Origin of the sequence: Candidatus Phytoplasma solani (genome assembly GCF_040126175.1) — a bacterium.
GTDB classification, from domain to species: domain Bacteria; phylum Bacillota_I; class Bacilli_A; order Acholeplasmatales; family Acholeplasmataceae; genus Phytoplasma; species Phytoplasma solani_A.
The window spans coordinates 471,188-491,607 of the sequence record NZ_CP155828.1 but is presented as its reverse complement, the minus strand read 5'-3'; the positions used below and the strand labels follow the sequence as shown (position 1 = coordinate 491,607).

Below are 20,420 nucleotides of genomic sequence, written 5' to 3'. Positions count from 1 at the left end.
TTTTTTCGATTTCATTTTTTCTTAAAATTAAGAGGTATTGCATGTTAGAACTCAATTATGTAGTTAATCATTTATCATATGTTTTAGCAAAATTACAAACAAGAAATTATCCTTTACATGATTTGCAAAAACTTCCTCTTTTATCTTCCCAAAGAAAAGAGTTGTTATTACAAATCCAACAATTAAGACAACAAAAAAATAAGAACGCTCAAACAAACGCAAGGAAATTTCAAATATCTCAAAAAACCCTTTTAAATGCTGATAAAACTTTTTCTCGTCATCATTTACAACAATTAGAAGAACAGTTAAAAATAATCGAAGCTACTATTTTTAATATTTTAAGCAATACTCCTAATTTACCACATGATTCTTTACCGATCGGAAAAGATGATACAGCTAATCAAGAAATAACACGTCATGGTGCTATCTCTCAATTTAATTTTCCTGTTAAAGATCATGTTATTTTAGGACAAAAGCTTGATATTTTAGATTTTCAAAGAGCTACTAAAATTACGGGTAGTCGTTTTGTTGTTTGTAAAGGCTTGGGGGCACGCTTAGAAAGAGCTTTGATTCAGTTTATGATGGATTTACATAGTAAAAAAGGTTATCAAGAAATTATCCCTCCCTATATTATCAACGAAAAATCCATGTTTGCTACCGGTCAGTTACCTAAGTTTGCCTCTGAAGTTTTTCAAATATCACATCATAAGAATAGTTGGTATCTCAATCCAACAGCCGAAGTACCAACTATTAATTTGCATCGAGATGAAGTTTTTAAAAACAATTGCTTACCACTTAAATATGTAGCTTACACAACTGCTTTTCGTCAAGAAGCTGGTTCAGCTGGTTCTTATTCGCGAGGTATTTTTCGCCAACATCAATTTAACAAAGTAGAATTGATTCAATTTTGTCATCCCCAAAATTCATATTTTTTGTTAGAACAAATGTTAAAAGATGCACAAGCTGTTTTAGAACTTTTACAACTTCCTTATCGAGTAGTAGTGTTATCTACTGGTGATTTAGGGTTTAGTATGTCTAAAACTTATGATTTAGAAGTTTTTTTACCAAGCTCTAATTGTTATCGTGAAATTGGTTCTATTAGTAATTCTGAAAGTTTTCAAGCTCGTCGCGCTAATATTAAATTTCATAATCCTGATAACAATAAAAAAGAGTATTTACATATTTTAAACGGTTCTGGTTTGGCTATTGGACGTACAATGATTGCTATTTTAGAAAATTACCAAAACCAAGATGGCACTATTCAAGTTCCTCAAGTCTTAATTCCTTATTTAGGAACTAATATTATTAAATAAATCTTGTGTTTGAAGTCGAATCTTTTATACAAAATAGCTGATTCGGCCTTTTTTATTGTTAAAAATAGGAATATAGAAAAATATTTATTGAAGCAAAACCAATTGCGATTAAAAAATCCAAATTTATACCAAAAAAACATTCATCCAACTTTTCGGGGTATAATTTCGAAATACCCTTGCTATAATTCAGAAGCTATTGTTATATATCCTTATCTTTTATGTAGGATTAAAGAACACTCCTTTAAGTTTGTTAGGTGTTTATTTTGATGGCAGTAAAAGAGATACAAGTTCCAAAAGTAAAATTTCACATTCTTTAACTGATTTAAAAAAAATGCCAAATGGAGTAAAAAAATATGTATCTTTTTTTGGAATTTTTTCTAAATTAAACTAATAAAAAAACAAGTTTTTAATCTCTTTTTTTATGATAAAATAAGTCTAGAAACTTTAGCTTTTTTAATTAAAATCAAACCGAAGTGAGGCTGAATTATTTTATGACAACAACCAAAGAATATCAAGTTATTTTATATTATCAATACACTAAAATAGATGATGTTCAAACCTTTCGTAAAAAACATTTTCAATATTGTCAGTTTTTAGAATTATTAGGGCGCATCATTATTGCTCAAGAAGGTATTAATGGCACTTTATCAGGGACTAAAAGCAACCTTCAAACTTATATGCAACATTTAAAAAAAGATCATCGTTTTAGTAATCTTGTTTTTAAAACAGCACAAATTTCGACACATATTTTCCCGCGTCTTTCTGTTAAAGTTAAAAAAGAAATTGTTAATCTTAATTTTGACAAAGAGCTTGATCTTGAAAAAAATAAAGGTACTTATTTAAATCCAGAAGCCTTTTATCAAGCGATGCAAGATCAAAACACTTTGATTTTAGATGCTCGTAATGATTATGAATATGACGTCGGTCATTTTCGTAATGCTTTGAATCCCAAAATTAAACATTTTCGTGATTTACCTGCGTGGGTTGAGAAAAATAGCAAATTACTCCAAGATAAAAAGATTCTAACTTATTGCACTGGCGGTGTTCGTTGTGAAAAATTTTCCTCTTTACTTAAACAAAAAGGTTTTCAAGAAGTTTATCAATTAGAAGGTGGCGTTATTTCTTATAGTCAAAACGCTCAAACTCAAGGAACGCTATGGGATGGACAAATGTATGTTTTTGATCAAAGAATCACTGCTCCTGTTAATCAAAAAGAACATGTTATTGTCGGTAAAGATTATTTTGATCAAACTCCTTGCGAGCGTTATATTAATTGTTCCAATCCTCAATGTAACAAACAAATTTTATGTCATGAAAAAAACGAACACAAATATTTAGGAGCTTGTTGTCAAAAATGTCGCTTACATCCTTCTAATAGATATCTTTTAAAACGAAATAATCAACAATTATAACAAAATAAAAAAATAATTTATTAAAAATTATGTTATAATATTATTTGATTGTTTTTTTGTCTTTAATTATTGTTATTTTTTTGATTAAAGTTAAACAAATTAAAAAAAAATATTATTTTTTAAAGGAGACAAAACATGTTTGCAATTATTAAAACTGGCGGAAAACAGCTGCGTGTTTATGAAGGGCAAGAAATTTTTGTAGAAAGATTAGAAGTTCAACCTCAGCAAAATTATGAATTTAAAGAAGTTTTAGCTATTGGTGGTAAAAAAGTCATTTTAGGACAACCTTATGTTCCTAACGCTAAGGTTCAAGCTGAGGTTATTAAAAACGATCGCGCTAAAAAAATTATTGTTTTTAAATACAAAAAGCGTAAAAAGTATCGTTGTAAGCAAGGTCATAGACAAGCTTATACTAAACTTTTAATTACTAAAATTGTTGTTTAAAATTCGTTATGATTCGCTATTTTTTTAAAAAAAAAGAAAATCATAACATTATTATGGTTGAAGTTTTAGGACATGCTTTATATGCTCCTAAAGGTTTTGACATTGTTTGTGCTTCTGTTTCTACTGCTATTATTGTTTCCCTTAATGCTTTAGAAATGTTAGGTTATCAAAAAGACATCTCTTTTTCTTATCTTTTGGAAGACAATTTTTTTCATTTAGATGTTCTTAATTTTGATGAAAAAAAGATCTTTCTTTTGTTATCTAATTTAGAGTATACTTTAGATAATTTGAGAAATCAATACCCCAATCATTTAAAAAAAGAGAAAGGAGATTAAAAAAATGTTATTAAAGCTACAAATTCAGCTTTTTGCCTCTAAAAAAGGAGCAGGTTCCACTAGAAATGGACGTGATTCTCATTCTAAAAGACTAGGAGCTAAACTTTCTGATGGACAATATGCCAAAGCAGGCTCTATTATTTATCGTCAAAGAGGCACTAAGATCCATCCTGGTTTTAATGTTGGTATTGGTGGCGATGATACTTTGTTTGCTAAAATTAGTGGCATTATCAAATACGAATCAAAAAGAGGCAATCGCAAAAAAGTTTCTGTTTATGTTCAATAATTTTTTTGTTTTAAATTGATGAAAGAAGGTGTTTAGTTTGCATTTTGTTGATGAAGCCTTTAACGAAGTTTTTGCTGGCAATGGTGGTCACGGGATTGTTGCTTTTCGTAGAGAAAAGTATGTTCCTTTTGGTGGTCCTGCTGGTGGCAATGGTGGCAATGGTGGTTCTGTTATTTTTATAGGAGAACAAGGTGAAACTACTTTATTAAAACTAAAATATCAAAAACACCTCAAAGCTTGTCATGGCGTTAATGGTAAAAATAAGAGTCAAAATGGCGCTAATGCTCCTCATTTATATATTAAAGTTCCTTTGGGGACTGTTTTTTATACTGTGGATAATCAGTTTTTAGGAGAAATTTTACATCATCAAGAAAATTTAGTTATTGCTAAAGGAGGAAAAGGTGGTAGAGGTAATAAATCTTTGGCTACTTTTAAAAATCAAGCTCCTAGTTATGCTGAAAAAGGTGATTTAGGTGAGCGTTTAAAAATTAAAATTAAACTTAAAGTTTTAGCTGATGTTGGTTTATTAGGTTTCCCTAGTGTTGGCAAATCCTCTTTAATTTCTTTAATTTCTAAAGCTCAACCAAAAATAGCTTCATATCACTTTACTACCATTTTTCCTCATTTAGGTGTTGTTTCAATTGATGGTTTTAGTTTTGTAGTTGCTGATTTACCTGGTTTAATCCCTAATGCTCACTTAGGAGAAGGTTTAGGTATTCAATTTTTAAAACATATTGAAAGATGTCGTATTTTAGTTCATCTTATCAGTATGGAAAGTCCGGATCCTTATCGTGATTTTGTGAATTTAAATGAAGAGTTAAAACAATATAATCCAAAGTTAGCTCAAAAAAAACAAATTATTGTAGCTAATAAAATGGATTTAGCTGATGCCCCTAAAAAACTAAAAGATTTGCAAAAAAAGATGTTTGATACACCGATTATCCCTCTTTCTTTAATTAATTTTTACAACATTGAAAAGTTAAAGTATTCTATCAGCTCTTTACTTCAAAAAACTCCTCTTATCATTACTAAACATAATAATTTTAAAGTATATAACTTAAACCCTAAAACCAATACTTTTACTATAACTAAAGAAAAAGAAGGTGTTTTTATTGTTTCAGGTAATCAAGTGGAACTTTTTTTTCATCGGACTGATTTCAACAATGAAGAAGCTGTTAAAAGGTTTAATCTTTTATTAAAGAAAATAGGAATCGAAGAAATTTTGAAAAAACAAGGAGTCAAACCAGGAGATCAAGTTAAAATTTGTAATTATGAATTTGATTTTATTTAATTTTTTAATAAAAAAAATTTTCTAAATAAATCATGATAACTGTAAATAAATTTAATAGTTTTTGTAACTAATTTTTAAAGGATGACCAAATAATTATGATTTTTCATAGTAATCCTAAACTCAAAAAACAGTAAAAAATTATTATTCAATACATATGAACTTATTTTAACTATTTTATTTATTATTTAATTTTTTTTAGTTTGGAAATCATATTTTCTAGTCAAAAAATCAAAATAAATCTTTGAATTATCAATAAAAAGATAATCAACACCAATTTTATTTTTTTATTTGTTTGAAGGCAATATTTGTAAATATTTCTTTTTATTCTTGTTTTTCCTTTGAACCTTTGTAAACATCAGAACAAATTTAGCTGTTAATATTTTATTAATAACATTTTTATCCGCTTTATTATTTGATTAAAATAGTTATTTTTACCATTATTTAGTTTTTTTGAAAAAGCAAAGAGAAACAAGAATATATGAAAATGCAAATTAAAGAAAAAATTTTAAAAATAATTATAATATCGATCTTGCCTTTAGTGCAAACTTATTTAATCGCTTATTTTCGGGTTCAGTACGTAGACCACAAAATTCAACGTAAAGCTATCAAAGCTAAAATTGCAGCTCAAATTAAAGTTATTGAAGATAAAGAAAAGATGGTTGAAGACTTGATTGATCTTACTGATAACAATAAAGAATATATAAATTATATCATAAAAATTTTTAATGAAGTTGAAAATAGCAAAAATAATTTAAAAACTGTTCGACAAGAATTACAACAAGGAAACACAAATGTAACTAAAAGCCACATTAAATACTTGATAGTTGCTTTTACCATCCCTTTTATAGTGTTTTTAGGTAATTTTTTAATTGAAAAATTTAGTAAATCTGTTCTTATAACTTTAATTAAAAAAAAAAATATTCTTAAGGGTAATGGCAATTATTATGATTTCTTTTTTTATTTGGTTTGGTTTTGAAGACCTTAAACAAATATTTCAAAAAAAAGATGACAAAATGACTTCAATAGAAAATAAAGAATTGAAAGAAAAAATAGACCAATTAAAAAATTCCTTAAATAGCTTACAATAAAATTAATAAAATTTTTTTATAGATGATTCTTATATTAAAATCAATCTTTTTTTACCTTGCAGTGACTATGTTTTTTTTGAACTTTTTGAATTTAATTTTTATAAACTTTTTCAAAAAGTTCAAAAAATCATCGGCAGTCCAACTAAACGTTTTATTTAATTGAAAAAACTAAATAAGTTTGATTGAATGTGGCGACGAAAAAACAAAAGAAAAAATTAACATCAAGCTTGATTTTATTGTTAAACGGATTGATGATTATGATAAAATTATTTTGGCTGTCGGATGAAGTAATTTTAGTTTTTAGATAACATTATTGCTAACTAATTAGATAATTATTTAGAAGAATTAAAAAAACTTCAAACTAAATTACTTTTTTCTGACATTTCATATTTAAAAGTTTAGAATGAAAATAATGTTTTTAAAGATTTAACTTTTTTAAATCTAAGATACACTTCTTTAAACTTGAAAAAAACTTTTTTATTTTGTTGAAATATTTTAAGGTTGACAAAAATCTCTTTTTAGGTTACAATATTTTTAGGTTTAAAATTCAATTTTTAATTATTTAAGCTTAATTATTTTTTTTATAATTTAATTTTTAGACAATTTCTTTGAATAAACTGGTAAAAAATAATAAAGATAAAAAAGAAAGGATGTAAGAATGGCTGTTCCTTTTAGACGCACTAGCAAAACTTCCAAAAGAAAAAGACGTACTCATTATAAGTTAAGTAGTCCTGCTTTAATTGTGTGCAAACAAACAAACAATTTCACTTTATCTCATCGAGTAACTAAAAATAGTGGTTATTATAGGGGAAAACTTATTTTCAAAAACAATAAAATCGTTAAAACTGATAATTTAAATTAAAGTTCACTGAAATTGTTTTTAGATATTAATTATTTTTTTTATTGTTAGTTTAAAAAACATTTATTATCTCTTTAAGATTTTTTTTATTTTTTGATTAAAAAAACTAAACACCAATGTCCGTTGTCTAGAAAACAATTATTGAAACCAAAAAAGTTTTGATATATTTTGAAAAAAGGAGCACATCAATGAACAATAAAGAAAGAGAAATTATCAAAATACTTTTAAGAGCTTATGATCATCATTTAATTGATCAAGCTGCTAAAAAAATTATTGATATTGTAAATAAAACGGGAGCACAAATCGAAGGGCCAATCCCGCTTCCAACTAAAAAAGAAGTATTTACTGTTTTGCGATCCCCTTTTGTGAATAAAGATTCAAGAGAACAATTTGAGCGCCGCACCCATAAACGCTTAATTCAAATCGTTAATCCTAATAATAAAACAATTGAATCTTTAATGCATATTAGTTTACCATCTGCAATAGATATTTTATTGAAAAAATAAAACAGTTTGAAAAAATTATAAAACTTTTATTTTAGTTTTAAGAAAAAAAGAAAAGAGGAAGGAAATGGTTCAAGGAATCTTAGGAAAAAAAATAGGAATGACTCAAATTTTTAATGAACAAGGAGTTTTAATTCCAATAACAATATTAGAAGTTTCTACTAATGTTGTTTTACAGCAAAAAAAAATTGAAATTGATGGTTATAACGCTACCCAAATTGGTTTTGGTGACAAAAGAGAAAAAAATACCACTAAACCAATGTCAGGACATTTTAAAAAAGCCAAAACAACTCCTAAGCGCTTCATTAAAGAAATAACCTTTAAAAAAGAAAACATCTCCTCGTTAGCTACTTTATCAGTAGGTGATCAAGTAACTTGTGATTTATTTCAAGCAGGTGATTTGGTAGATGTGACAAGTACTTCTAAAGGTAAAGGTTTTGCTGGCTCAATTAAAAGGCATAATCAAAGTAGAGGCCCTGAAACTCATGGTTCTCGTCATCATCGCCGTCCTGGTTCTATGGGACCTATAAAAGGAAAACTTAAAGGAAAAAAATTACCAGGACATATGGGATATGAAACCGTTACTATTCAAAATTTGGTTCTTGTCTTCGTTGATAAAGACAAAAACTTATTTTTAATTAAGGGTAATGTTCCGGGTCCTAACAAAGGTTTTGTCATGGTGAAATCTGCTGTCAAAAAATTAACAAAGGAGAAAACAAATGCCAAAATATAATATTATCAACCAATTAGGTGATTTGATTTCTACTAAGGATTTAGAGAACAGTGTTTTCGATATTAAACCTCATCAACAAGCGTTATACGATGTTGTTAACGCTCAAAGAGCTGCTATGAGACAAGGCACTCACGCTACTAAAACACGTGCTTTAGTTTCTGGAGGAGGTAAAAAACCTTGGAAACAAAAAGGAACTGGTAAGGCTCGTCACGGTTCTATTCGTTCTCCTTTGTGGCGTGGTGGTGGAGTTGCTTTTGGACCTTCTCCACGCGATTATTCAGTTAAAGTTAATCAAAAAGTAGGTCATTTAGCTTTAAAATCAGCTTTGTCTTTGCATTCTCGTCAAAAACAATTAATTTTAATTGATAATTTTAATTTAGAAACTCACAAAACAAAAACTTTTCAACAAATTTTACAAAAATTAAATATTACTGTCAAAACTTTAATTATAGTAACACAAATTACAGAAAAATTAACTTTAGCTTCGCGTAATTTACCTTATATTACTTTAGAAACAGCCGCTCATGCAAGTGTTTATCAAATACTAAATTGTAAAAATTTAGTCTTAACGTTAGATGCTGTTGCTTATTTTGAGGAGGTTTTAAAATAATTATGACTAATTATTACGAATTAATTAAAACTCCTATTATCACTGAATTAACTAATAAATTAATTGAAAGACAAAATAAATATACTTTTAAAGTTGATAAAACAGCCAACAAAATTGAAATAAAAAAAGCTTTAGAACATATTTTTCAAGTTAAAGTGTTATCGGTTAATACTAGAAATGTTTTACCACGTTTTAAAAGAAAAGGTAAATTTGAAGGTTATACTGCTGGTTACAAAAAGGCTATTGTCAAAGTAGCTTCAGGAGATAAAATAGGAATCTTAGCAAACGATTAAAAAAAGGATAAGGCAGGTATAAATAATGGCAATTAAAAAATATAAACCTACTACCAACGGGCTTCGCAATATGAGTGTTTCTAGCTTTGCAGAATTAACGACTCAAACTCCTGAAAAAAGTTTATTAGTTCCTTATAAAAATCAAGCTGGACGCAATAATCAAGGTAAAATAACAGTTAGACATCATGGTGGTGGTGTTAAAAGAAAATATCGTTTAATTGATTTTAAAAGAAATAAAGATAACATTGTAGGCAAAGTGGCCACTATTGAATATGATCCCAATCGTAGTGCTAATATTGCTTTGATTTTTTATGCTGATGGCGAAAAAAGATACATTTTAGCTCCTAAAGGACTAACTGTTGAAATGCAAATCATTTCTGGTTTAAGTTCCGATATTAAAGTTGGTAATTGTTTACCTTTGTTAAACATTCCAGTAGGAACTACTATTCATAATATTGAATTAAAACCAGGAAAAGGCGGACAAATCGCTCGTAGCGCCGGTACTTCTGCTCAAATTATCAGTCGAGAAGATAAATATGTTTTATTACGTTTACAATCAAGTGAAGTTCGTAAAGTGCTTGGTACTTGTCGTGCTACTATTGGTGAAATGGGTAATGAATTTTACAAACTTATTAATTATGGTAAAGCTGGTAAAAAACGTTTTTTAGGTGTTAGACCGACAGTTAGAGGTTCTGCCATGAATCCTAACGATCATCCTCATGGAGGTGGCGAAGGTAGAGCTCCAATTGGACGTAAATCGCCCATGACCCCTTGGGGTAAAAAAGCTCGCGGTATTAAAACTCGTGATCGTAAAAAAGCATCTAATGCATTAATCATTAGACGTCGTACAAAATAATTGAGAGGTAAATATGGCACGTTCAGTTAAAAAAGGTCCTATTGTTGCTATTCATTTGTTAGCAAAAATAGAAAAACAAAAAAACTTAAAAAACAAAAAAGTGATTCAAACTTGGTCACGTAGTTCGACAATTACACCTATCTTTGTAGGTCACAAAATTGCTGTTTATAATGGACGCGAACATATCCCTGTCTATATTACAGAAAACATGGTTGGTCATAAATTAGGAGAATTTTCTCCTACTAGGACTTATCGTGGTCATAACAAAAAAGATAAAAAAAGGACAAAAAAATAAAATAATGGTAAGGAATGACTATGGAAATTAAAAACGCTAAAGCAATTGTTCGTAAAGTTTCAATTGCTCCTCGAAAAGTCCGTTTAGTTGTTGATTTAATTAGAGGAAAAAAAATCGACCAAGCCCAAGCAATTTTAACTTTTACTCCTAAAGCTTCTGCTCTTGTTGTTCTAAAACTTTTAAATAGTGCTGTTGCTAACGCTTTAAATAATTTAAAATTACAGCGTGAAAAACTTTATGTAAAAGAAGTTTTTGTCAATGAAGGATTACAATTAAAACGAATGTTTCCTAGAGCTAAAGGTGCTATGAATATGATTAAAAAAAGAACTAGCCACATCACTTTATTAGTACAAACATTAAAGGAGGAAGAAAGTGGGTCAAAAAACTAATCCTAACGGCTTAAGGTTAGGAATTATTAGAACTTGGGATTCTCAATGGTTTGTAAACGATAAAGAAATACCCACTTTAATTAAAGAAGATTTTTTAATTCGTAAATTAATTAATAATTTTAGCAAAAAAAGCTCTATTAGTCAAATTGAAATTCAACGCTTAAAAGAAAAAACTAAAAATCGTATCACAATTTCAATTCACACAGCTAAACCGGGTTTTATTATCGGTAAAAACGGTGAAACTCGCAATAAAATAGTAACTCAATTAAAAAAAATAACTCAAAAAGATATTAATTTAAATATTTTAGAAGTTAAAAATCCCGACAAAACAGCTTTATTAGTGGCTCAAAGTATGGCTGAACAACTAGAAAACCGGATGAAATTTCGTCGTGTTCAAAAAATGGCTATTCAAAAAGCTTTAAAAGCTGGTGCTAAAGGCATCAAAGTTTTAGTTTCTGGACGTCTTAACGGTGATGAAATAGCACGTAGTGAAGGTCACGCTGAAGGCCGTGTTCCGTTGCATACTTTAAGAGCTGATATTGATTATGCCTCTTTAGAAGCTCACACTACTTATGGAGTTTTAGGGATTAAAGTTTGGATTTTTCATGGAGAAGTTTTACCAGGTCAAACTATTTTAGACACTCGTAAACCTTTTGTTTCTCAAAATAAATTCATTAAACGTCCTCGTTATTTTAAAGGAGGTAAATAATTATGTTGATGCCAAAAAGAACCAAATATCGTCGTCCTCATCGTGTTAGTTACGAAGGCAAAGTTAAAGGAAAAAATGTCATTGTTAACGGTAATTATGCTTTAATCGCGAAAGAAGGATCTTTTATTACTAACAAACAAATTGAAGCTGCTCGTATTGCTATGACTCGTTATATGAAAAGAACAGGAAAAGTTTGGATCAATATTTTCCCTCATTTATCTTTAACTAAAAAACCTTTGGAAGTAAGAATGGGTTCCGGTAAGGGTTCTCCTGAAGAATGGGTTGCTGTTGTTAAAACTGGTAAAATTTTATTTGAAGTCAAAGACACTTCTAATTTAGATAAAATTGAAATTGAAGCTTTAAGACTAGCTTCTCATAAATTACCAATTAAAACAAAAATAGTTAAAAAAGGTGTTCAAGTATGAAAATTCAAGAAATTTTAAAAATGAGCTCAGAAGAATTAGAAAATAAAGTAACATTTTTAAAACAAGAACTATTTGATTTGCGTTTTCAATTAGCTTTAGGAAAACTGACTAACACTGCTCAAATTCGTAAGCTTAAAAAAAGTATTGCTCGCATTAAAACTATCCTTACTCAAAAAAATACTAATTTTAAATCAACTTTAACTTTGAAAGATTTCCCTTCTGAAACTAAAAATTTAGCGAAGAATAACAAAAATGATAAAATTTTAGAATTTTCAAATGAAAAAGATGATCTTAAAATAAACCCAACTAATCCTGAATTACTGTCTAACCATAAAACTGTCACCACTAAGGAGGAAAATAGTGAATCGTAATTGTAGAAAAACTTTTGTTGGAAAAGTAGTTTCTGATAAAATGCAAAAAACTATTACTGTTGTTGTTGATATTTACAAAAAAGATCCTTTATATGGCAAAAGAGTGAAGCAATCGAAAAAATTCCATGTTCATGATGAAAATCAACTAGCAAAAATCGGTGATTTAGTTAATTTTATGGAAACAAGACCTTTATCTAAAACTAAAAGATTTCGATTATTCAAAGTCCTTACTCATGCAAAGAGTCTAAATTAAGACACTAAGGAGAAACTAAGATGATTCAAAGAGAAAGTAGATTAGTTGTTGCTGATAATAGTGGCGCTAAAGAAGTTCTTGTAATAGGTATTTTAGGCGGTACTCGTCGTCGTTATGCTAATATTGGTGATATTGTTGTTGTGACTGTTAAATCAGGATCAGGGACGGTTAAAAAACATGATGTTTTAAAAGGAGTGATTGTTCGTTCAAAAACAGGTTTAAGACGCAAAAACGGCTCTTATATTAAATTTGATGATAATGCTTTAGTACTTTTAAAAGAAGATTTAAACATCATTGGCACCCGTATTTTTGGTCCAGTAGTTCGTGAATTAAGTGATAAGAAATTTACAAAAATAGTTTCTTTAGCTCAATTAGTTTTATAAGGAGGAGTCAATATGAGTATTAAAGTAGGTGAAACTGTTGCTATTTTAGCCGGTAAAGATCGTTATTTTATGGATGAAACTGGTCAAAAAAAAATTAAAACAGGTAAAGTGCTTAAAATTTTTAATCAAAAACAAAGAATCATTGTTGAAGGTGTCAACATCAAAACTAAACATCAACCACCCTCTAAAGATCAAGAAAAAGGTAGCATAATTAAACAAGAAGGTTCAATTCATATTTCCAATGTCGCTTTAATTGACCCCACAACCCAAACTCCCACTAAAGTAGGTATTCGTTTCGAAAAAGGGAAAAAAATTCGTTACGCTAAAAATTCCAACAATCAACTAGATGGCATAATTTAAGGAGAGTTTTGTTAAATGAAAAAAGAAAATAATTTATATCAATTAGATCATCAAAAGATAACTGCTACCTTAATGGAAACTTTCAACTATAAATCAATTATGCAAGTCCCTAAAATTGAAAAAATTGTTGTTAATATGGGTGTTGGTGATGCTATTTTTAACGTCAAAGTTTTAGATGATGTAGTAGAAGAATTGAAATTGTTAACAGGACAAAGTCCTATAATTACTAAAGCTAAAAAATCTATTTCTAATTTTAAATTACGTGAAGGGATGCCAATTGGTGCTAAAGTTACTTTAAGAGGTGTTCGCAAAGAAGCTTTTTTGTATAAATTAACTCGTCTTGTTTTCCCTCGTGTAAGAGATTTTAGAGGTATTTCAGGTAAATCTTTTGATGGCAGAGGTAATTACGCTTTAGGTCTGAAAGAACAAATTGTTTTTCCAGAAATTAACATTGATAAAGTCAAAAAAATCCGCGGGATGGATATCATTATTGTCACTACTGCTAAAAATAACGTTCAAGCCAAAAAGCTGTTAGAACTTTATGGCATGCCGTTTAAAAATTAAAGGAAAAAAATATTTATGGCTAAAAAATCTAAAATAGTAAAAGATCGTAAGCAAAGAGCGCTAGTTTTAAAATATGCTCCTTTACGTTTAGAACTTAAAAAAAAAGCTGACTATCTTGGCTTATCTCAAATTCCTGTTAAAGCGTCTCCTGTGCGTTTAAAAAATAGAGATTCTATCGATGGTAGACCTCGAGGATATATTCGCAAATTTGGCATTTCCAGGATTAAATTTAGACAGTTAGCGCACGAAGGAAAGTTACCTGGCGTTAAAAAAACTAGTTGGTAAAAAGGAGACTAAAATATGGTTATGACTGATCCTATTGCAGATATGTTAACACGTATCCGTAATGCTAATCAAATGTCACATTTAAAAGTGTTAATCCCTACTTCAAAGTTAAAATTAGAAATTTTATCAGTTTTAAAAAATGAAGGATTTATTAAAAGTTTTTATCTACCTCAATCATCTCGAGACATAATTGTTAGTTTAAAATATGCTTCCAATAAAGAAAAAGTGATTAAAGGATTGAAAAGAGTTTCTAAACCAGGACTAAGGGTTTATGCAACAGCTCAACAAATGCCTAAAGTTTTAAATGGTTTAGGAATAGCTTTAGTTTCTACTTCTAAAGGTATTTTAACTGACGCTCAAGCTCGAATTTCTCAGGTTGGTGGAGAAATTTTAGCTTATGTTTGGTAAAGACTAAAAGAAATTAAAGGAGAAAATGTATGTCACGCGTCGGAAATAAAGTAATTGAAATCCCTGATACAGTTACAGTTGATATTCAAGATAAAAATATTATCTTAGTTAAAGGTCATAAAGGACAATTATCATATCAATTTAATCATCGATTAAAAATTACTCATGAAAACAAAGTTATTGCAGTAACACGTCCTAGTGATGAAATTTTTATGAAAAAAATTCATGGAACCACTAGAGCTTTACTTGCTAATATGGTTCAAGGGGTCGATAAAGGATTTCAAAAAACTTTAAAAACCGTTGGTTTAGCTTACCGCGCCCAAATCAAAGATAAACGACTCATTTTATCTTTAGGTTTTTCTCACCCTGTTAGTGTTGACATTCCTGATTATATCGAAATCGTAGTTAATCAAAATACAGAAATTGTTATTAAAGGAATTGATAAACAACTTGTTGGTGAATTTGCTGCTAAAATAGTTAAATTACGCAAACCCGAACCTTATAAAGGTAAAGGAATTCGTTATGTGGGGCAATATATTAGACAAAAAGCCGGTAAAAGCGCTAAAAAAACCAGAAAGGACTAAAAATAAGTTATGATAATTAAACAATCTTCTAATGTTTTACGTAAAAAACGTCATCTTCGTCTCAGAAAAATTGTTATAGGGTCAAACACTCGCCCCCGTTTAAATATTTTTAGGTCTAACAAATTCATTTATGTCCAATTAATTGACGATAATAGTAAAAACACTTTATGCAGTGTTCACAGCAAAGAAACTAGTATTATCGGTGCAAATATCAAAACAGCTCAAGCAGTTGGCGCTTTAATAGCAAAAAAAGCTTTATCTTTAGGAATTAAAAATATTGTCTTTGATCGCTCTGGGTATTTGTATCACGGTAAAATAAAAGCTTTAGCTGAAGCTTGTCGCCAATCAGGATTACAATTTTAAAGGAGAAAAGCAAGATGAAAACAATAAAAAAAGAATTTATCAAAAAAGTATCTCCTTACGAGGAAAAAGTTGTTAAAATTAAACGGATCACTAAAGTAGTTAAAGGTGGTCGTCGTTTTCGTTTTTCTGCTTTGGTAGTTGTTGGCGATAAAAAAGGTCAAATTGGTTTTGCCACCGCTAAAGCTCAAGAAATCGTTGATGCTATCAAAAAAGCTTTAGAAAAAGCCAAAAAAGAGTTAATTCGTATTCCTCTTATGGGAACCACTATTCCTCATGATACTATTGGCCGTTTTGGCGCTTCCAAGTTTTTTTTAAAACCCGCTTCTAAAGGAACTGGAATTGTTGCCGGAGGGACAGCAGCAAGAACTATTTTAGAATTAGTTGGCATTAGTGATGTTTTAACTAAAACCTTTGGTTCTCGTACCTCTATTAATGTTATTAGAGCTGTAATGGATGGATTAAAAAGTTTAAGAACGAAAGAAGAAGTAGCTAAATTAAGAGGTCTTACTTTAGCCAAAAATGAACAATGAAACTTAAAATAACCTTAATCAAAAGTTTAATTGCTTGTCGTAAGAATCAAATTAGAACTGCTTATTCTTTAGGTTTAAAAAAAATAAATAGTCAAGTAATCCAAGATGATACTCCAGCCATCCATGGAATGATTAAAACTATCAGTCATCTTGTTTCGGTTCAAAAAGTTTTTGATACAAAGGAGGAAGCATAATGTTACACACCATAAAACCCATTGCTAATGCTCGCAAAACTACTAAACGTTTAGGTCGTGGTCCTGGTAGCGGTACTGGTAAGACTTCTGGTAAAGGTCATAAAGGTCAATTAGCTCGTTCAGGTAAAACTCTTCGACCTGGTTTCGAAGGGGGACAAATCCCTTTTTTTCAAAGAATTCCTAAAAGAGGATTTCATAATTTTGCGCAAAAAAGATATGCTATTCTTAATTTAAAAACTTTACAAAATTTTCCAGAAGACAGCATTATCACTCCTCAATTATTATTAGATCAAAAAATTATTAAAGATAAATTATCTGGTGTTAAAGTCTTGGCGCAAGGAACTTTAACTAAAAGACTAGTTGTCAAAGCTTCTAAATTTTCTCACCAAGCAGAAGCGTCTATTTTAGCAGTTGGTGGAAAAATAGAGGTTATTTAAGATGAAACGTAAACTAAAATTAATTTTAGGTAATCCAAAATTGATTTTTCAAATCTTATTTACTTTTTTGATTCTTTTTCTTTTTAAATTAGGTTCTACTTTAAATTTGCCTTTTATTCCTGTTAAACAATTTGGATTATCAGAAAGACGATTTTTTCCAATTGAGCCTCAAAAACTTTTTGGCTTAGGTATCTATCCTTATATTACAGCTTCTATTGTAGTCCAATTTTTACAAAAGCTTTTACCTATTTGTCACGAATGGAAAGATCAAGGTCAAATCGGTAAACGAAAACTTAATCTTTTAACTCGCGTTTTAGCTCTTTTATTTGTTTTTGGACAAACTTTTGCCTTTCTTAATAATTTTAATAAAGTATTATTATCACCAGAATCAAAAATTTTGTCGGGAGATTGCTTTTTAATCTCTTTGATTGCTGTAGCGGGATGTGCTATTCTCATTTGGTTTGCTGATTTAATCAATTCTAAAGGAATTGGTAATGGTACTTCTCTTTTGATTATAGCTTCTATGAGTGGTAGCTTAATTTCTTCTTTTCAAGAATTAAAAAACATTTTTTTGCTACCAATGGTTCAAAGTTTTAATGCAAAAGAGTTTATAAATTTTATTATTATTGTTTTAGTTTTGATCTTGTTTTTAGTTATTACTGTGATTGTTCAAATAACTTCTTTGAAAATACCAATTCATTATGCTCGCAATCAAGTTGCATCTCAAGGTAATAGTTATATCCCTTTGAAAATTAACACTGCTGGAGTTATGCCTTTGATTTTAGCCAATGCCTTGTTGCAACCTTTTAATTTTTTAACTCAAGTAATCAATAATCAAACATTTAATAACATTATTACATATTTAACTAATATTAAAATTATTAATTTTGCTTTTGGGTTACATATTTTATTAATCATTGTTTTTTCATTTTTCTCTACTTTTATGAATGTTAATCCTGAAGAAATTTCCGAACATTTATCAAAACAAGACGCTTATATTGCCGGTTTAAGACCTGGAGAGCAAACCACTTATTATTTATCTTCTCTTTTGTTTAAAATCACTGTTATAGGTACTCTTTTTATGATTACTCTTGTTACTACTCCTTACCTTATGGACATTTTTTTTGGTTTAAAAAATATGAAATTAGGAGGAACCAGTTTACTAATTATCGTCAGTGTTGCAATGGAAACTATTCAACGTATTATGGCTACTGCTAACAAAAAAGAATATGCAAAATTATTTTAATTAGGTAGACAAAATAACTATGATATTAATATTATTAGGACCTCCCGGAATTGGAAAAGGAACTCAAGCAGCTGTTTTATCAGATATTTTAAAGATTCATCATGTTGCAACAGGTGATATTTTTCGCAAAAATTTTCAAGAAAATACTAAATTAGGTAAGGAAAGTAAAGAATTCATCGCTAAAGGGCTTTTAGTACCCGATGACATCACTAATCAAATGATTGCTGATTATTTATCTCAAATAGTTTTTAACTCAGGTTTTTTATTAGATGGTTTCCCGCGAAATGTCTTGCAAGCACAATTTTTAGAAATTTTTTTTGCCAAATCGAATTTAACTTTAACAAAAGTAATTTATTTTAACGCTGGAACTCAAGATTTAATGAAACGTATTGTTGGTCGAAGAATCTGTCATGGATGTGGTAAAGTCTATCATTTAAATCATATTCCACCTCGAGTTCAAGGTGTTTGTGATAAAGACCAAAAAAAATTAATCCAAAGAGAAGACGATAAACCTGATACTTTTTTAAAACGTTTAAAAGTGTTTAACCAAGAAACTTTACCTTTGGTGAAGTATTACCGTCAAAAAAAGCAACTTTTCGAAGTTGATGGCATGCAAAACATTCAACAAGTTACTCAAATAATTTTAAAAGTTTTAGAAATGGAGCAAAAATGATTTCTATCAAAACTCCTTATGAAATCTCTTTAATGAGGCAAGCTGGCATCATTTTACAACAAACTCATAAAATGCTTGCGCCTTTTATTGTTCCAGGAACTTCAACAGAGCAACTTGATATATTAGCTCAAGAATTTTATCAAAAGCAAAATGTTTTTTCCGCTTTTAAAGGTTATCATGGTTTTCCGAAACACATTTGTACTTCTATTAATGAAGTAGTTGTTCATGGTATTCCTTTAAAAACAGCAATTTTAAAATTAGGCGATATTGTTACGTTAGATATAAGTGTCAGCTATCAAGGTTATTATGCTGACTGTGCTTATACTTATTTTGTCAGTAATGCTTGCATGATCCCTCCAAAACTTATTGATTTAACTAAAGAAGCTTTAATGAAGGGACTTGCACAAATTAAACCAGGAAATCATTTTTCTGATATTTCTTATGCTATTCAAACATTTGCCGAACATCATAATTTAGGAATTGTGAAAGATTTTACTGGTCATGGGATTGGCAAATATCTACACGAAGAACCTTATATTCCTAATTTTGGCAAACCACATCAAGGCGATATTCTCAAAAAAGGAATGACTTTTTGTGTTGAACCAATGTTAACGTTAGGCAGTCCAGAAGTAGAAATTTTAACTGATAATTGGACTGTTGTCACCATCGATAAAAGTTTAAGTGCTCATTTTGAACATACAGTTGTAGTTACCAATACAAGTTATGAAATTTTAGCCTAATGTTAAAAAAATTAAGAAATTAAAGGAATCTTTTAAATGTCAAAAACAAATATTATTGAAACGGAAGCTATTATTGTTGAAGTATTGCCAAATGCTAAATTTAAAGTAGAACTTCCAAATAAAAAAACGATCAATGCTTATGTTTCTGGTAAAATACGTATCAACAATATACGTATTTTACCTGGTGATAAAGTAAAAATTGAATTATCTCCATATGATCCAACTAGCGCACGTATTACATATCGTTTTAAATAAGGAGAAAAATAATGAAAGTTAAAGCATCGGTAAAAAAACGTAGTAAAGACGATATCATTGTTCGTCGTAAAGGACGCGTTTATGTTATTAATAAAAAAAACCGTAGGCACAATCAAAGACAAGGATAAAAGGAGAATTTTATGGCGAGAATTGCAGGAATAGATATTCCTAGTGATAAAAGAGTAGTCATTGCTTTAACTTATATTTATGGCTTAGGCAAAAAACTATCTCAAAAAATTTTAACTGAATTAAACATCAATCAAGATATTAGAGTTAAAAATTTGACAGAACAGCAATTATCCTCTTTGCGAAGTGAAATCACTAAATACAATGTTGAAGGCGATCTTAGACGTGAAATTACTCTTAACATTAAACGCTTAATGGAAATTGGTGCTTATAGAGGTTTACGTCATCGTAAAGGTTTACCTGTTAGAGGTCAAAAAACAAGAAATAACGCTCATACCGTCAAAGGTAAACCTAAAGCTATTGCTGGGAAAAAAAAATAATAAAGGAGAAAGTCATTGGCAAGAAAAAAAACCACCAAACGAAAAGTTAAAAAAAACATTCCTTTGGGAATAGCTCATATTCACTCCACTTTTAATAATACTATTGTCACTATTACAGACATCAATGGTAATGCTATCACTTGGAGTAGTGCTGGAGCTTTAGGCTTTAAAGGTAGTCGTAAATCAACCCCTTTTGCAGCTCAATTAGCAGCCGAAGCAGTTGCTAAATCTGCCATAGAACACGGAATGTTACAAATTGAAGCTTTTATTACAGGTCCAGGACCAGGTAGAGAAGCAGCTATTCGTTCTTTGCAGGCAGCAGGATTAGAAATTACTGTTATTAAAGATGTGACTGCAGTACCACATAATGGTTGTCGTCCACCAAAACTTCGGAGAGTGTGAAAAAATTTGTTTGAAATCTTAAGGA

General features: G+C 29.4%; 35 protein-coding genes and 2 pseudogenes. All 37 read left to right on the top strand.

The annotated features are described in order from the left end of the window. Positions 1–41: 41 nt before the first annotated feature. The 37 genes and pseudogenes from serS (at position 42) to rpsK (ending at position 20,395) form a co-directional block, all read left to right on the top strand. Positions 42–1,313 carry a serine--tRNA ligase gene (serS, locus tag PSOL_RS02450; protein WP_349401787.1) on the top strand — a complete coding sequence of 424 codons (1,272 nt, stop codon included), beginning with the start codon at positions 42–44 and terminating at the stop codon, positions 1,311–1,313. A 491-nt stretch (positions 1,314–1,804) separates the two neighbouring features. Then, a complete protein-coding gene (locus PSOL_RS02445) occupies positions 1,805–2,725 on the top strand; it encodes a rhodanese-related sulfurtransferase (protein ID WP_349401786.1) in 921 nt (306 codons plus the stop codon). A gap of 135 nt (positions 2,726–2,860) precedes the next feature. Then, positions 2,861–3,169 (top strand): 50S ribosomal protein L21, encoded by a 309-nt coding sequence (rplU, locus tag PSOL_RS02440; protein ID WP_349401785.1) that lies wholly within the window; start codon positions 2,861–2,863, stop codon positions 3,167–3,169. Positions 3,170–3,177: 8 nt separating this feature from the next. Further along, on the top strand, positions 3,178–3,504 hold the full coding sequence (locus PSOL_RS02435) for a ribosomal-processing cysteine protease Prp (RefSeq protein ID WP_349401784.1): 327 nt from the start codon (positions 3,178–3,180) through the stop codon (positions 3,502–3,504). A gap of 4 nt (positions 3,505–3,508) precedes the next feature. Next, positions 3,509–3,790: a 50S ribosomal protein L27 gene (gene rpmA, locus PSOL_RS02430; RefSeq protein WP_349401783.1), complete on the top strand. Its 282-nt coding sequence runs from the start codon at positions 3,509–3,511 to the stop codon at positions 3,788–3,790. 28 nt (positions 3,791–3,818) lie between these two features. Continuing rightward, entirely contained in the window at positions 3,819–5,081 is a 1,263-nt protein-coding gene (gene obgE, locus PSOL_RS02425) for a GTPase ObgE (protein WP_349401782.1), read from the top strand. A 478-nt stretch (positions 5,082–5,559) separates the two neighbouring features. Continuing rightward, on the top strand, positions 5,560–6,057 hold the full coding sequence (locus tag PSOL_RS02420; protein WP_349401781.1) for a hypothetical protein: 498 nt from the start codon (positions 5,560–5,562) through the stop codon (positions 6,055–6,057). Beyond that, complete coding sequence (locus PSOL_RS02415) at positions 6,026–6,169, top strand: hypothetical protein (protein ID WP_349401780.1); 144 nt, start codon at positions 6,026–6,028, stop codon at positions 6,167–6,169. Before PSOL_RS02420 ends, PSOL_RS02415 begins: the two co-directional genes overlap by 32 nt. Before the next feature lie 658 nt (positions 6,170–6,827). Further along, positions 6,828–7,031 (top strand): 50S ribosomal protein L32, encoded by a 204-nt coding sequence (rpmF, locus tag PSOL_RS02410; RefSeq protein WP_349401779.1) that lies wholly within the window; start codon positions 6,828–6,830, stop codon positions 7,029–7,031. Positions 7,032–7,216: 185 nt separating this feature from the next. Further along, the gene (gene rpsJ / locus PSOL_RS02405) at positions 7,217–7,534 is read left to right on the top strand and encodes a 30S ribosomal protein S10 (protein ID WP_349401778.1); all 318 of its coding nucleotides are present in this window, start codon (positions 7,217–7,219) and stop codon (positions 7,532–7,534) included. 64 nt (positions 7,535–7,598) lie between these two features. Beyond that, positions 7,599–8,264: a 50S ribosomal protein L3 gene (rplC, locus tag PSOL_RS02400; protein WP_349401777.1), complete on the top strand. Its 666-nt coding sequence runs from the start codon at positions 7,599–7,601 to the stop codon at positions 8,262–8,264. Continuing rightward, positions 8,251–8,874 (top strand): 50S ribosomal protein L4, encoded by a 624-nt coding sequence (gene rplD, locus PSOL_RS02395; protein ID WP_349401776.1) that lies wholly within the window; start codon positions 8,251–8,253, stop codon positions 8,872–8,874. The genes rplC and rplD overlap by 14 nt, the downstream gene beginning before the upstream one ends. A 2-nt stretch (positions 8,875–8,876) precedes the next feature. Continuing rightward, positions 8,877–9,167: a 50S ribosomal protein L23 gene (rplW, locus tag PSOL_RS02390; RefSeq protein ID WP_349401775.1), complete on the top strand. Its 291-nt coding sequence runs from the start codon at positions 8,877–8,879 to the stop codon at positions 9,165–9,167. A gap of 25 nt (positions 9,168–9,192) precedes the next feature. Then, positions 9,193–10,023, top strand: coding sequence for a 50S ribosomal protein L2 (gene rplB, locus PSOL_RS02385; RefSeq protein ID WP_349401774.1), 831 nt, complete (start codon positions 9,193–9,195; stop codon positions 10,021–10,023). A gap of 13 nt (positions 10,024–10,036) precedes the next feature. Beyond that, a complete protein-coding gene (gene rpsS / locus PSOL_RS02380) occupies positions 10,037–10,318 on the top strand; it encodes a 30S ribosomal protein S19 (protein ID WP_349401773.1) in 282 nt (93 codons plus the stop codon). Positions 10,319–10,338: 20 nt separating this feature from the next. After that, a complete protein-coding gene (gene rplV / locus PSOL_RS02375) occupies positions 10,339–10,707 on the top strand; it encodes a 50S ribosomal protein L22 (protein WP_349401772.1) in 369 nt (122 codons plus the stop codon). After that, positions 10,691–11,465, top strand: a pseudogene (rpsC, locus tag PSOL_RS02370) (30S ribosomal protein S3). Before rplV ends, rpsC begins: the two are co-directional and overlap by 17 nt. Next, a complete protein-coding gene (gene rplP, locus PSOL_RS02365) occupies positions 11,419–11,841 on the top strand; it encodes a 50S ribosomal protein L16 (RefSeq protein WP_349401771.1) in 423 nt (140 codons plus the stop codon). Before rpsC ends, rplP begins: the two are co-directional and overlap by 47 nt. Then, positions 11,838–12,017: pseudogene (rpmC, locus tag PSOL_RS02360) on the top strand (50S ribosomal protein L29); the annotation flags it as partial. The gene rplP and the pseudogene rpmC, both read left to right, overlap by 4 nt. Before the next feature lie 235 nt (positions 12,018–12,252). Then, positions 12,253–12,465 (top strand): 30S ribosomal protein S17, encoded by a 213-nt coding sequence (gene rpsQ / locus PSOL_RS02355; RefSeq protein ID WP_434062266.1) that lies wholly within the window; start codon positions 12,253–12,255, stop codon positions 12,463–12,465. Positions 12,466–12,485: 20 nt separating this feature from the next. After that, positions 12,486–12,848, top strand: coding sequence for a 50S ribosomal protein L14 (gene rplN, locus PSOL_RS02350; RefSeq protein ID WP_349401770.1), 363 nt, complete (start codon positions 12,486–12,488; stop codon positions 12,846–12,848). Between the two features lie 12 nt (positions 12,849–12,860). Next, positions 12,861–13,208: a 50S ribosomal protein L24 gene (rplX, locus tag PSOL_RS02345; protein ID WP_349401769.1), complete on the top strand. Its 348-nt coding sequence runs from the start codon at positions 12,861–12,863 to the stop codon at positions 13,206–13,208. 15 nt (positions 13,209–13,223) lie between these two features. Beyond that, positions 13,224–13,772, top strand: coding sequence for a 50S ribosomal protein L5 (gene rplE / locus PSOL_RS02340; protein WP_349401768.1), 549 nt, complete (start codon positions 13,224–13,226; stop codon positions 13,770–13,772). Between the two features lie 15 nt (positions 13,773–13,787). After that, positions 13,788–14,057: a 30S ribosomal protein S14 gene (gene rpsN / locus PSOL_RS02335; RefSeq protein WP_349401767.1), complete on the top strand. Its 270-nt coding sequence runs from the start codon at positions 13,788–13,790 to the stop codon at positions 14,055–14,057. 15 nt (positions 14,058–14,072) lie between these two features. Next, entirely contained in the window at positions 14,073–14,465 is a 393-nt protein-coding gene (gene rpsH / locus PSOL_RS02330) for a 30S ribosomal protein S8 (protein ID WP_349401766.1), read from the top strand. A gap of 29 nt (positions 14,466–14,494) precedes the next feature. Beyond that, complete coding sequence (gene rplF, locus PSOL_RS02325; protein ID WP_349401765.1) at positions 14,495–15,049, top strand: 50S ribosomal protein L6; 555 nt, start codon at positions 14,495–14,497, stop codon at positions 15,047–15,049. Positions 15,050–15,058: 9 nt separating this feature from the next. Further along, positions 15,059–15,412: a 50S ribosomal protein L18 gene (gene rplR, locus PSOL_RS02320; protein WP_349401764.1), complete on the top strand. Its 354-nt coding sequence runs from the start codon at positions 15,059–15,061 to the stop codon at positions 15,410–15,412. A 14-nt stretch (positions 15,413–15,426) separates the two neighbouring features. Next, positions 15,427–15,942 (top strand): 30S ribosomal protein S5, encoded by a 516-nt coding sequence (rpsE, locus tag PSOL_RS02315; protein ID WP_349401763.1) that lies wholly within the window; start codon positions 15,427–15,429, stop codon positions 15,940–15,942. Beyond that, positions 15,939–16,136, top strand: a complete 198-nt coding sequence (gene rpmD / locus PSOL_RS02310; protein WP_349401762.1) for a 50S ribosomal protein L30 — start codon at positions 15,939–15,941, stop codon at positions 16,134–16,136. The genes rpsE and rpmD overlap by 4 nt, the downstream gene beginning before the upstream one ends. Next, positions 16,136–16,573: a 50S ribosomal protein L15 gene (gene rplO / locus PSOL_RS02305; RefSeq protein ID WP_349401761.1), complete on the top strand. Its 438-nt coding sequence runs from the start codon at positions 16,136–16,138 to the stop codon at positions 16,571–16,573. Before rpmD ends, rplO begins: the two co-directional genes overlap by 1 nt. Before the next feature lies 1 nt (position 16,574). Continuing rightward, positions 16,575–17,819 carry a preprotein translocase subunit SecY gene (gene secY / locus PSOL_RS02300; RefSeq protein ID WP_349401760.1) on the top strand — a complete coding sequence of 415 codons (1,245 nt, stop codon included), beginning with the start codon at positions 16,575–16,577 and terminating at the stop codon, positions 17,817–17,819. Positions 17,820–17,838: 19 nt separating this feature from the next. Further along, entirely contained in the window at positions 17,839–18,492 is a 654-nt protein-coding gene (locus tag PSOL_RS02295; protein WP_349401759.1) for an adenylate kinase, read from the top strand. Next, the gene (gene map / locus PSOL_RS02290) at positions 18,489–19,232 is read left to right on the top strand and encodes a type I methionyl aminopeptidase (RefSeq protein ID WP_349401758.1); all 744 of its coding nucleotides are present in this window, start codon (positions 18,489–18,491) and stop codon (positions 19,230–19,232) included. The genes PSOL_RS02295 and map overlap by 4 nt, the downstream gene beginning before the upstream one ends. A 36-nt stretch (positions 19,233–19,268) precedes the next feature. Next, complete coding sequence (infA, locus tag PSOL_RS02285) at positions 19,269–19,487, top strand: translation initiation factor IF-1 (protein ID WP_349401757.1); 219 nt, start codon at positions 19,269–19,271, stop codon at positions 19,485–19,487. An 11-nt stretch (positions 19,488–19,498) separates the two neighbouring features. Then, positions 19,499–19,615, top strand: a complete 117-nt coding sequence (gene rpmJ, locus PSOL_RS02280; RefSeq protein WP_349401756.1) for a 50S ribosomal protein L36 — start codon at positions 19,499–19,501, stop codon at positions 19,613–19,615. A 12-nt stretch (positions 19,616–19,627) separates the two neighbouring features. Beyond that, positions 19,628–19,993, top strand: coding sequence for a 30S ribosomal protein S13 (rpsM, locus tag PSOL_RS02275; protein ID WP_349401755.1), 366 nt, complete (start codon positions 19,628–19,630; stop codon positions 19,991–19,993). Positions 19,994–20,008: 15 nt separating this feature from the next. Beyond that, positions 20,009–20,395 carry a 30S ribosomal protein S11 gene (gene rpsK, locus PSOL_RS02270; protein ID WP_349401754.1) on the top strand — a complete coding sequence of 129 codons (387 nt, stop codon included), beginning with the start codon at positions 20,009–20,011 and terminating at the stop codon, positions 20,393–20,395. Positions 20,396–20,420 lie beyond the last annotated feature (25 nt).